Below are 10,990 nucleotides of genomic sequence, written 5' to 3' on the forward strand. Positions count from 1 at the left end.
GATGCTGTAGCGGGCGTGCATCGCGTACGCCCACTCTGCGCGTGGGCCATGTCGCCGGCGCAGCCCTCGCGGTGAGGCACTGTGCCGGTGTGCGCGGGGTGCGCAGTGTTCGAGCGGACTTCGACGGTCGTGCGCAGCGTGAGAGGGGGGCGGTACAGCGGACAGGGGTCTCTGTGGAGCAACTGGGTGTTCATGCGGCGGACCGTGTCCACGTCGGTGGCTTACCGTTTCGGCTGGCCGGGGGCCCGCCTGACGGGTGCTCCGGTAAGGATTCAGCGATGACCTCGCGTCCGGCGGGAAGGACCCCGGGTCGCGCCTTCTTGACCCTGAGCGCAGACGATGGACGGTCGGGCAGGGCTGGCGTGTACGGGCGGTCCGGAGGCAAGGAGAGAATGAGGCCATGGCGATATGTAGGAAGTGTGGTGCGCAAAAGCGCCGTTGGCCTCGTTCCTGTTCCCGGTGCCCATCCCAGTCGGACCGGGGGGATGCGGTCGCGGACGCTGCCGAGCTGGCCGTGGAGACAGGACTCCTCCGGTGGGTCGGGCGAGGAGTCATGAGCGTCGTGCGGCTGGTATTGCGCGCGATCGACTGACCGCCCCACGCAGAGGTGCCCCGCCCCCGAGCGCCTTGCCGCTGTCCGTCGGCTGCCGCTTACCCGGGGCCGTGCGCCGCGAGGTGCTCCGCTTATTCTTCCCGATTTCTTCCCGATCACCCTGCTCCGGTCCGGGTTCGCCGCCGTTGCCTGTGCCCACCCGCCCCGCTGCCTGCGCTCGGTACCGTGAGCGCCGGCGCCATGCGCGAGGCTTTCACCGCCCGGCTCGCCGACCTCGACGGTTGGGCCGAGGTCAGTGAGAAGGTCGACGCCTGACCGCTCGGCCGAGTACACCGCCGCGCAACCGCCCGATCATGGGGGAGCCGAGACCGAGACCGGTCCCGGCTCCCCCATGCCAAAGCAGCAAGCAGACCATGACGGCCGCCGCACGGCTGCCCCCGTCCAGCTGGCCCACATCGGTTGAGCCGACCCCACGCCTCGCACGAGCGCTCGGCCTGGAACGCAGCACCTCCACCGACGCCACAGTGTCGGTGTGGTCGAGGCCGAGGATCCGCTCCCGGTCTGCGGCCACCCGCTCGAACAGGGCGCCGGCCTGTCAGGCCACCGCTCGGACACCCGCCCGCCGAAGCGTCGCATGGAGCTGCTGTCGCTGACCGGTCCTGCCCCACCATGCCGCGCCGCGTGCAGGAGCACTGCGCCGCGCGCGCCCCGGGCCCACGCCCGCCCCTGTGATCTTGGTGAACCGGTTCTCCAGGTCCAGGCCGTCGCGGCCGTATCCAGTGCCCGGGCGCGTGGTCGGCGGCCCGCAGAGGGCTTCCCGCGGTTGCTCTCGCGGGCGGTTGGTCCGTCCGGCGAACGATCCAGCCCTGAACGGGACTGGAAGCGCTATCCGTTGGGGCAGTTTCCGTCCTCGGGGCCGTTCGTCGGCCACGCCGAAGACATACGCGGACCGACAGGCGGACAGATCGGGAACAGTCAGTCACGGAGCCGTCTGTATCGGGAAGCGGATGGTCGCACCGGCCGAACCGGTCATCGCCATGCCGTCCCGGAAGAGCCGAAACACCATCATCCGCCTCCTACGCAAGGCGATACTGGTGCTTTTCTCACGACGTATCAGGCAGGGGAGTGGAACCGATGCGCGCTGCGCAGGAGAACGTGGAGTCGGGCAGCACCTGGGGCGGACGCCATGCGGTGGTTGTCGGCGGCAGCCTGGCGGGCCTGCTCGCGGCACATGTCCTCGCCGCCCACGTGGACCGGGTGACCGTCGTCGAACGTGATCGTTTCTCGGAGGCACCGGAGCCACGTCCCGGTGTGCCGCAGAGCCGGCACATCCACGTCCTGCTGGAAGGCGGGCAAACGGCTCTGGAAACGCTGCTGCCAGGGTTCCTGCAGGAGTTGGAGGAGGCGGGTGCGCCCCGGGTGGGCATCCCCTCGGACATGGTGCAATGGCAGAACGGGCGTTGGTTCCGCCGGTTGCCCGCATCGGCGTACTACCACACCGGTTCCCGCTCGCAGCTCGAACACCTCGTACGGCGACGGGTTCTCGCCAATCCGCTGATCAACGTGTTGGAGGGCACGGATGCCGTCGGTCTGCTGGGGGACGCCTCACGTGTGCGGGGCGTGCTGCTGCGCGAACGCGCCGACGCGGCGCGTGCGGAGTCCCGGCCGGTCGAGGCCGACCTGGTCGTGGACGCCTCCGGCCGCAGCACGAAGGCCCCGCAGTGGCTCACGGCGCTCGGAGCGCAGGCCGCGCACGAGGAGACCATCGACACGGGTCTCGCGTACGCCACGCGTGTCTACCGAGACAAGGACGGCATCCTCGGCACCGACGCGCTCGGCTACTACATCGTCCCCAATCCGTCCCAGACCTACGGCGCCGTCGTCCTGCCTCTGGGAGACGGCACCCACCTGGTCACTTTGTCCGGCCTGCGGGGCGACGAACCGCCCACGGACGAGGAACAGTTCGCGGCCTATGCCAAGAAGCTGCCGCACCCGCTCGTGTTCCGGTGGCTGAGCACGGCCGAGCCCTTGTCACCGGTCTTCGGCTTCCGCCGCACCGCGAACGTACGGCGCCGCTACGACCTGCCCGGTCGGCGTCCGGCCGGATTCCTGGCAGTCGGCGACGCCCTGTGCACGTTCAACCCGATCTACGGGCAGGGCATGACCGTCGCCGCCATGAACGCGGTCGCGCTCCGCGACGCCCTGGCCGACCCGCGTCGTACGCCCACGACGCGCCGCGTCCAGCGGGCCCTGCTGTCTTCGTCCCGCCAGGCGTGGGACATTTCCGCCGGAGCCGACAAGCGCATGCCCGGCGCGACCGGCAACGCGGTCGCCGTCCGCGCCGCGGACCGCGCGGCCCACTGGTACCTGAGCCGGGTCCAGGACCGCTACGCCGGCGACCCCGTGGTCGGCGCCGCCTTCCGATCCGTACTCAGCCTGTCCGCACCGCTGACCGCCGTGTTCGCCCCGTCGGTGGCCCGGGCCGTTCTGTTCGGCCCGCCCGTCCCGACCCCCGCCGATCCCCCGATGACGCGCGAGGAACCGCGAGGATCCGCGACCTGACCCGTACGTCGGACAGAAGACGACGGCCGTCGTGTGCGCGTCATCGACCGCAACCCGTCAGGACCCCGTCGGGCCGTTCCCGGCTTCGGCTCGTCGGGTGCACTGCCCGAAGTCCCTGACAGCACCGGGGCCGGGGTGGTGGCGGAACCTCCCGGTGCGTGAGGTGAGTGCATGGCGGCGGGCTGACATCCGCGGAACGTCGGCGCCGGGAGACGGAGCGGAGGACGGCGGCCGTGATGTCCCCGGGCTGCTCCGTCTCTTTGTGGGCGATGCCGCCGCCTGCCGGGAGAGAGGTGTTCCGTCAGCGGGGCTCGGCCTGCTGACGTTATCGGCTGGCTCCCTTGGGATACACCCCGCACCGGGACGCCAGTCCCTTCTGCGTAACCGGGCATGCGAAACAGCGCGCCCTGCTGGTGTCCGGCAGAGCAGCCGGCCACCTCGCGGGTGGGCGGGTGGAGGCCGCATTCGCTCTCGCCGCCCGAACGCTTGCCGCATGCCCGAGGGTTTCCACCGGTCAGCAGCCGTACGTCGGCGACGGCCGGGCGCTGCCGCTGAGCAGCCGCCGGGCGCGGCGGGCGAAGTCCAACGCTTCCACGCCGTCGCCAGTGTGTGCCTCGAACTGGGCGACCGACACCGCCCGCACCGGCCTTGCCGGGCCCCCGGCGCCTGCCATCCGGCGCCTGGTGGTGGAACGACCTCCCTCATCCGAAAAGGGCCCGGGCTGCGGCTTGCAGACGGTGTGCTGCATCGTCGCGCCCCGCAGGCCAGGCCCGTCCTTCCAGTCCGCTGGCGGTCCGCTGAGAGCCCGCCGGACTTCTGGGGCGGCCCGCCTCGTCGGCGAAAGGGCACTGCTCTGCCGTCTGGGCTGTCCCGGCCCTGGCATCGGACGTGGGGAAGGGTGTCTGGTGTCAGGCGCCGGGTCCGGGGTCGGGGTGGACGGGGTCGGTCAGGCCGGCCCGTGCGGCTTCCAGCTGGGCGGCGAAGGCGATGCCCAGGAACAGCGCGATGCCGGTGAGGTTGGCCCAGAGCAGCAGGGCCACGAACGCGGTGAGCGGGCCGTAGACCGCGCCGAAGGAGCCGCTTTCGGCGACGTACAGGGTCAGCAGCCAGGTGGCGCCGACCCACAGCACCAGGTGCACGGCCGAACCGAAGGCCAGCCAGGTGTAGCCGGGCTGGTCGCGGCGTGGTGACCAGCGGAAGATGACCGCGGAGGCGATCCAGGCGAGTACCGCGCCGAGCGGGAACCGCACGGCCGCCCACCAGACCGGCATCCGCGGCCAGCCGAAGGCTTCGGCCGTCGACTCGCCCACCGCCTCGCCGGCGACCAGGACGAGGAAGCCGAGCACCATGGGGACGCCCGCGGCGAAGGCGAGCAGGACGGCCCTGCCGTACTTGAACGGGAAAGGCCGGTCGCGTTCGATGCCGTAGATACGGTTGGCGCCGCGTTCCACCTGGCCCATGGCGGAGGCCAGGTTGAGCACCGAGAAGGCGAGGCCGAGCCAGAGCGCGACCGTGCTCCACACATCGGAGTGGGCGCTGCGCCGGGTCCCGGTCAGCGCTTCCTCGACCACCTCGGCGCTGGCACCGGGCACGATCCGGCCCAGGGCCAGCTCGATGATCTGCCCGACGCTCTCCGTGTGCGCGGCGGTGGCGACCCCGACCAGGGCGATCGTGAAAGGAACCATGCCGAGCACGATCTGGAAGGCGAGGCCGCGTGCGTTGGTGAAACCGTCGGCGTAGCGGAACCGCGCGAACGCGTCGGCCAGCAACTGCACACCGCCGTAGCGGCGCAGCGCGGTGAAAGCCTCGTCGCCGGAGAGTTCCTCCCCGATCATGTCCCGCGTCTGCGGAACGTGTACGACCGTCCCCATCGTCTGCGTCTCCCTCGTCTCCCGTCCAGGGATACCGTGTGCCCGGCCGTGCGCGGTGCAGGCGCGTGCGCGGGTGCGGCGCGCCGCGCCCGGGTGCCCTCCCCCCGTCATGGCGCACACCCGGTACCGCCCAACGCCCTGCCGCGGTCCGACGCGAACGGCAGCCGTCACCTGCCCAGGTGCAGTGGTGGGGTCGCGCGAGCCCTGCCCGCTGGCCCGGCGCGCCCGTACGGCGCGCCCCCGCCGGGCGGCGGTCGCCCCCGCCGGGCGGTGGTCGCGCCGTGGACGCAGGACGCTGCGCAGCGCTTGGTGGACTGGCAGGTGGAGAGCCCGCGGACCCCTCAGGACAAGGTGGAGGCGAACGTAACCGGTTTCCTGCGCCGGCCGGAGCGGAAGGCCGCCCGCGTCCGCGAGTGGACGACCGGTGCCGCCGAGTGGGGACAGACCCGCTCGGCCTTGGACTGGTTCGACGGGTGCTCGGCTGCCGCAGGATCAACCGGGCTCGCCGTTCCCGCGGCCGATGGAGCAGATGCCGCACCGGTACAGCCGGAAAGCCGGTGAGGATCACGCTCTTTGACGACCGGATCGGTTCGTTGTTTTCCCAGGTCAAGTGCCGTGTGTGCAGCCTTGTGATCGGTGAGGCAGGCGCCCGTCGGCCGTCAACTACACAAGGACATAAGACATCGAAGGGGAGTGGAGCACATGGGGGCGTGCGGTGACTGGAAGAACCTGGGCCTGGGCGGGACGATCATTTCGGCCCTCAGCGCGGCATCGCGGGTGCGGGAGCGGGTCACCCTGGTCGCGCGAGATACGAAGACCAGATCGTCTACCGCTCGTAAACCGACGGCAGCGGCTGGGCCGACTGGAGCGAACTGGGCGGCCACCTGCCCTACGGCCCGGCCGTCATCTCTCCTCCGACCCCAAGCAGCGGCAGCACCGCCCGACGAGGGGCTCGGCCGTGCCCTGGGTGGCCTGACCTGCACGATCCACTTCGCCGGGGAGGGCGGTTGCCGGCCGCTGGCCCTTGGGCGGTGATAAGGCGTACAGCTCTCGCCGCAATCGCCGCTACCTGCGTCGACGCCATATCAAGCAAGCAGCACATCCCCGAGCCGAGCGACCAGCGGGCCAAAATGCCGACGCCGCGGCAATCAGGAAGGCCGACCCGCAAACTTCGCCAAGGAGATGCACAAGCGCCGCAACGAAGGTGAGCGGACGATCAATCGGCTCAAGCAGTCCCGGGCCGTTGCCACGCGCTACGACAAGCGCGCATACGTGTTTCACGGCACGATCACGCTTGCTTCGATCAGGCTGCGGTGCCTCCCAGACCGCTACCGCACGGAACAGTAAAGCCGGGCTCCCTGGCCAGAAGCAGTGCGGGCCAGAGACGCCAGCTCAGCAAGGTGGCTGATGGCCTCGCCTTCCTCGATGAACTCCCCATCGACCCGTCGCAGGTGCGACCACTTACGAGCAGCATCTTCAAGGCGCAGCGGATTTTCAGTCGCGAGCAACCCCTGGAGCCGCTCCGAAATAACGAAGACGTAGCAGCCGTCGTTCGTGATTTCAGTCAGTACCTGCGGTTCGCCGGCCCGCATGAGCTCCTGCGGACTGTCTCCCGTGAAGAGGCTCTCCCATTCGACTACGGCATCCGCAGGATCGTAGACACTCACAGGAACGACCTTGAACGCTCGGCGCGGGCTGAAGCCCTTGACTGCAGCCGCCGACTCGTCATCAGGCGCGATGAAGAAATCTGCCCACTCATCCACTCCAACATCATGTCCGGCGCCCAGACCATGTGACCAGCACGATCCGCCGGACAGGCCCCATCTATCTATTCGGTGTGCGAGTGCCGGGCCGTCTGAACCGTCGTGCACCCGGGCGTGAGCGCAGGCCCCTGGGGGCACGACGCCAGCTGGTGCGCGGCAGGAATCCGTGGCAAGGGCTGACGGTGGCGAAGACGGGAGGCTGCGGACGATGCCGGCCGCGGTGGCAACCGCCGCCGACCAGGCAGCCGCTGACGAGGTGTGCTTCGTGGTGGCTGCTGAGGCGCTGCCCGCCAGCCAGGCCTCCACCGGCGCCGACCGGCTCCTCGCCGTCATCAGGCCCGACAATACCGGTGAACTCCTCCTGACTCTGATGCTTCCCACCGACATGTGAAGGCGGGCACCTGTCCACGACGGCATCACATGTGGGTTGGACCTCGAGCCCGCCCGCCTGTGCCGCTCAAGCAACGCTTCAGAACCCGGGCCCCGGGTCGCCGCCGTGCTTGAGGCATTCGTCCGCGGTGTCGAGCCAGTCACCTGCCGGTTCGATGGCTTGCTCACGCTCGATGCCGGAGTCCACCTTTCCGTCAGCAGGGCGGGCGTCGTCGGCGATGTCGCGGGCCCGCTGGCATGGATCGGATGAAGGGCCGGACAGCTCGGCGACAGCGCCGACGACGCTCAACGAGAGGACGACGGCTGCCGCCCAGGCCATCACCAGGCCCGCGGTCCGGTCCTGTATGAGACGCGGCAAGTGGCGCTGCCAGCGGAAGTACGGAATGCGGTTGCGGCTGCTCACGGCGGTCCCTATCGGGTGGCAGGTTTCGGAAACATGGACACGGCGGGAGCTACCTGCCGGGTTCGCATTCCCAGCATTGCACTGACCATGGCGACTCTTCACCTTGCCGGTGAGGAACGCCCGGCGAAGCAGCGCCGCCTGCGATCGGCCACGAGCCCCGAGACGGCTGGTTACAGCGGCTTCTGGTGCCGTGCGATGAGTTCAGCGAAGTCCGTCAGGACCTCCCGCCGCCCAGCCCGCTGAACTCCCAATCCCTGTAGGGCGCCCAGGCGGACATCGTCATCACCGCGCCCGAGGACGGGGTGCGGCTGCTGTTCGTGGAGATCGACAACTGCTTCGAGTCCGCGCAGGTCCTCGCCGCGAAGATCGACAAGTACATGCGGTTCGGCCAGCGGAAGGTGAAGGACGTAGACGGCAAGGAGCGACCGATGTGGCGCGCTCGCTGGTGGGCGCCTGACGCCCGCCGCGGCGACCAACCGCACCGCCTGCCCTGCTGCTCGTCTTCAACCGTGTCGGCCCGCGCAACCCCGGCACCGTGACCCGGCAGCTGGCCGAGCTCACCCGGCGGTACTGGCAGGGCACCGCTCACCCCGCTTCCACATGCACGACGGCAAGCTGCCCATCGTCGTCACCGGCAGAAGCAGCTGAAGGAGCACGGCCCGGCTGGGGCGGTCTTCCGGCGTTTCGGCCGGCCGCACCACCAGACCCTCTCTGAGGCGATCGGCAAGCCGCGCCGCGAAGCCCGCCGGCAGGCCGATCACGCCGCCCGCGAGCGGGAGCGCCGCATTGCCGCATAGCGGGAAGCCAGCCGTCCCGTGTGCGTCGGCTGCGGCACCCGCTTCACCGACGAACGGTGGAAGGCCATCGAGCTCGCCGGGCGGGACACCCCGCGCGAGACCCACCCGCACCTGTGCGACGACTGCAGACGGCAAGCCGTCACTGCCGAATGCCCGGCCGAGGAGGCGGCGGCCGGGCACGAGCACCAGGAGCACGACCGGGCCGTGCCCGAGCAGAAGGCCGGCGGCACCTGGCGCTCCCGCCTCCGCAGGTGATGAGCCCGCGCCCCGGCTGTCATCAGTTGTCGGCGTACACGCTGATGTGATCAGGCGCGTACGGATGAACGTGCTCAGGGAGGATGGCGTGTCGTAACCGGGGCATCGGGGGCTGCGGTTGACGCTTTGGCTGTGCGGTCGTCGGCTGGATGGCCGGCATCAGGAGGTCATGGCGCATGCTTGTTCTGGGTCGCTCGCAGGTCGAAGCCTTGCTCGACGTGGACTCGCTGATCGATGCCCTGGCCTCGGCGATGGCAGACCTCAGTGCCGGCCGCGCCTCGGTGCCTGCCCGCGTCGCGGCCCTGGTGCCCGGGCGTGATGGATTCCTGGCGGCCATGCCGGGCTTCCTGCCGTCGGCCAGCGTGCTCATGACCAAGCTGGTGTCCCTCTTCCCGCACAACGACGAGGCACGGCTGCCTACACACCAGGCGTTGATCGTGGCGTTCGACCCGGACACCGGCGAGCCCGCCGTGCTGCTGGACGGCACGGCCATCACCACAGCGCGGACCGGCGCCTGCTCCGCATTGTCCGCGCGGCTGCTGGCCCGCGAGGACGCGACAGTACTGGCAGTGCTGGGCACCGGTGTGCAGGCCCGGTCCCACGCCCGCGCGATCTGCCGAGTCCGCCCGATCCGACAGATCCGTGTCGCGGGGCGGGATCCGGCGAAGGCCGCTGTCCTGGCCGCCGAACTTTCAGCCGTACTGGAGGGTGAGGTCCGGGCCGTGTCCAGCTACGCCGAGGCACTCGACGGCGCGGACATCGCCGCCGCGACGACCCACGCCGTCGAACCCGTGATCCGCCGTGCCTGGCTGACACCCGGCGTGCACATCACATCCGTCGGGTACAACCCGGCCGGCCGCGAGATCGACGACGCCACGGTCACCGAGGCACTGGTGTGCGTCGAGTCGCGCCAAGCCGTGCTGGCCCCGTTCCCCGCGGGCAGCAATGACCTGCTCATGCCGATCCGCGACGGCCTCATCACAGCCGCACACGTGCACGCCGAACTGGGCGAACTCATCACCGGCAGCAGACCGGGGCGCACCACACCGGACCAGATCACCCTCTACAAGTCGGTCGGCGTGGCAGCACAGGACGCGGCGGCCACAGCCCTGGTCATCGCCTCCGCCCGCGAGCAGTCGATCGGCGAGAACATCACGCTGCGATGATGCCCCTGAACGCGCAATCAACCGGTTGAGACATTCGTCCGTACGCGGTTGAGCACATCCGCGTGTACGCCGACAGTAGTGGCTGCCAGGCTGAACGGATGGACCGTGATGACAAGCAGCTGCTGCGCCACCGGGTCTACGGCGCTGGCCCCGACCACCCCGGCCCGCGACCCGACCGTCGTTACGCCGAACTGGTCGGTGGTCCGCTGGACGGCCTGCTGCTGGACATCACGGGCTGGACGCCCGACGAGGTCGACACCGGCGTCGCGCCGGCCACCGAGGTGGGCAGGACGGCGGTGTCGGTGCGGAAGCGGTGCCGGTTCTGAGGTCGGCTGCTGGGTCGAGGCCCTTCCGGGCGGTGACGGCCTCGGTGGCCGCGGCCGGGATGAGCGGTCCGAGCTGCCGCGGAGACGCCTGCCTGTCCTCGTGGCCGTGAGGCTTGCCGATGGCTGGGCCTGCGGCACCTGTGGAGTGCCGGCCCGTCACCTGGTTGAGCCGTGCTCGGTAGGTGCGGCAGTCCAGCCCGGTGCCTGGTCGCCTTCGCCGGCCGCGTCGCGGGGACTGCCGGGGTGCGCGGCGACGGTGACCGCCGGGCACCGGCTGCCGGGACATCGTCAGCCGCTCTTCCTTCTCGGGCCGACGCAGCGTGTGCCGTACCGGGTTGACGCGGGGAGCGGGCTTGGCCGGTACAGGCTTTGCTGCAGGAGGTCGCGCAGCCACCAGGTACCGTCGGCGTCGCGGAAGATGATCGCTGCCGGGTGGGGCCGCCTTCTTTGGGGGGATGTGGTGGGTGAGGCGGGGGCAGCACTTTCTCGGGCAGGTGGCTGTCGTCCGTGGTGCCGGTCCCTGGTGGTAGCTGACCGGGGCGGCGTGGTCCACGGGGCGCCCGCTGTCGTTGGTCGTGCTGGTGGTGCAGGCCACGGCGTCGGCGGCGGAGCGGCGCTCTTGTGTCCTTTGCGGCATGTCTCGCGGGCACCGGGTGGGGGTCTGTTTCGGCGTGGGCCCGAGGGCGGTGGTGTGTCGCGCGGTGGTGGGAGGCGCTCTTGTGGCGAGAGGGTCATCGTTCCCGGAGCTGAGCTGAGCTGAGCTGAGCTGGAGCCGGAGCCGGGGTTGGTGTCGGAGCCGTTCCCGGAGCCGTTCCCGGACCGGAGCTGGAGTCGGGGTTGGTGTCGGAGCCCTCGGAGCCGGGGTTGGAGGTCTTTGGGGCTGGAGTGGGGGTTGTTCCCGGTG

At 70.4% G+C, this 10,990-nt stretch carries 10 protein-coding genes and 1 pseudogene; 6 read left to right on the forward strand and 5 right to left on the reverse strand.

Annotated features, from left to right (window positions below; genetic code table 11):
- Window positions 1–1,687 precede the first annotated feature (1,687 nt).
- Window positions 1,688–3,115, forward strand: a complete 1,428-nt coding sequence (locus tag FGW31_RS34215) for an FAD-dependent oxidoreductase (protein WP_142197511.1) — start codon at window positions 1,688–1,690, stop codon at window positions 3,113–3,115.
- Window positions 3,116–3,629: 514 nt separating this feature from the next.
- On the opposite strand, the gene FGW31_RS35205 is transcribed toward FGW31_RS34215, so the two are convergent.
- Both FGW31_RS35205 and FGW31_RS34220 read right to left on the reverse strand, forming a co-directional pair.
- Window positions 3,630–3,788, reverse strand: a complete 159-nt coding sequence (locus tag FGW31_RS35205; protein WP_182675136.1) for a hypothetical protein — start codon at window positions 3,786–3,788, stop codon at window positions 3,630–3,632.
- A 235-nt stretch (window positions 3,789–4,023) separates the two neighbouring features.
- Complete coding sequence (locus tag FGW31_RS34220) at window positions 4,024–4,986, reverse strand: YihY/virulence factor BrkB family protein (RefSeq protein WP_142197512.1); 963 nt, start codon at window positions 4,984–4,986, stop codon at window positions 4,024–4,026.
- Window positions 4,987–5,925: 939 nt separating this feature from the next.
- Here FGW31_RS34220 and FGW31_RS34225 point away from each other — a divergent pair.
- A pseudogene (locus FGW31_RS34225) lies at window positions 5,926–6,333 on the forward strand (transposase family protein); the annotation flags it as partial.
- Here FGW31_RS34225 and FGW31_RS34230 read toward each other — a convergent pair.
- Window positions 6,315–6,749, reverse strand: a complete 435-nt coding sequence (locus tag FGW31_RS34230; protein ID WP_142197513.1) for a hypothetical protein — start codon at window positions 6,747–6,749, stop codon at window positions 6,315–6,317. The pseudogene FGW31_RS34225 and the gene FGW31_RS34230 sit on opposite strands and share 19 nt — an antisense overlap.
- A gap of 208 nt (window positions 6,750–6,957) precedes the next feature.
- Between FGW31_RS34230 and FGW31_RS34235 the strand changes: the two genes are divergently transcribed.
- Window positions 6,958–7,140, forward strand: coding sequence for a hypothetical protein (locus tag FGW31_RS34235; protein WP_142197514.1), 183 nt, complete (start codon window positions 6,958–6,960; stop codon window positions 7,138–7,140).
- Between the two features lie 78 nt (window positions 7,141–7,218).
- Here FGW31_RS34235 and FGW31_RS34240 read toward each other — a convergent pair whose 3' ends face one another.
- Window positions 7,219–7,542, reverse strand: a complete 324-nt coding sequence (locus tag FGW31_RS34240; RefSeq protein ID WP_142197515.1) for a hypothetical protein — start codon at window positions 7,540–7,542, stop codon at window positions 7,219–7,221.
- Between the two features lie 302 nt (window positions 7,543–7,844).
- Between FGW31_RS34240 and FGW31_RS34245 the strand changes: the two genes are divergently transcribed.
- Window positions 7,845–8,081: a hypothetical protein gene (locus tag FGW31_RS34245; protein ID WP_142197516.1), complete on the forward strand. Its 237-nt coding sequence runs from the start codon at window positions 7,845–7,847 to the stop codon at window positions 8,079–8,081.
- 18 nt (window positions 8,082–8,099) lie between these two features.
- Here FGW31_RS34245 and FGW31_RS34250 read toward each other — a convergent pair whose 3' ends face one another.
- Window positions 8,100–8,534, reverse strand: coding sequence for a hypothetical protein (locus FGW31_RS34250; protein WP_142197517.1), 435 nt, complete (start codon window positions 8,532–8,534; stop codon window positions 8,100–8,102).
- Window positions 8,535–8,770: 236 nt separating this feature from the next.
- Between FGW31_RS34250 and FGW31_RS34255 the strand changes: the two genes are divergently transcribed.
- Window positions 8,771–9,760, forward strand: coding sequence for an ornithine cyclodeaminase family protein (locus FGW31_RS34255; protein ID WP_142197524.1), 990 nt, complete (start codon window positions 8,771–8,773; stop codon window positions 9,758–9,760).
- Between the two features lie 98 nt (window positions 9,761–9,858).
- Window positions 9,859–10,086 carry a hypothetical protein gene (locus tag FGW31_RS34260; RefSeq protein WP_142197518.1) on the forward strand — a complete coding sequence of 76 codons (228 nt, stop codon included), beginning with the start codon at window positions 9,859–9,861 and terminating at the stop codon, window positions 10,084–10,086.
- The last annotated feature ends 904 nt before the right edge of the window (window positions 10,087–10,990 follow it).

The sequence above is a fragment of the Streptomyces calvus genome, from assembly GCF_006782915.1.
Taxonomy (GTDB): Bacteria; Actinomycetota; Actinomycetes; order Streptomycetales; family Streptomycetaceae; genus Streptomyces; species Streptomyces calvus.

Bases quoted from the DNA above. Each gene is read 5' to 3' on its own strand.
- FGW31_RS34215 (WP_142197511.1), top strand. From the start codon at position 1,688: ATGCGCGCTGCGCAGGAGAACGTGGAGTCGGGCAGCACCTGGGGCGGA.
- FGW31_RS35205 (WP_182675136.1), bottom strand. From the start codon at position 3,788: ATGGCAGGCGCCGGGGGCCCGGCAAGGCCGGTGCGGGCGGTGTCGGTC.
- FGW31_RS34220 (WP_142197512.1), bottom strand. From the start codon at position 4,986: ATGGGGACGGTCGTACACGTTCCGCAGACGCGGGACATGATCGGGGAG.
- FGW31_RS34235 (WP_142197514.1), top strand. From the start codon at position 6,958: ATGCCGGCCGCGGTGGCAACCGCCGCCGACCAGGCAGCCGCTGACGAG.
- FGW31_RS34255 (WP_142197524.1), top strand. From the start codon at position 8,771: ATGCTTGTTCTGGGTCGCTCGCAGGTCGAAGCCTTGCTCGACGTGGAC.
- FGW31_RS34260 (WP_142197518.1), top strand. From the start codon at position 9,859: ATGGACCGTGATGACAAGCAGCTGCTGCGCCACCGGGTCTACGGCGCT.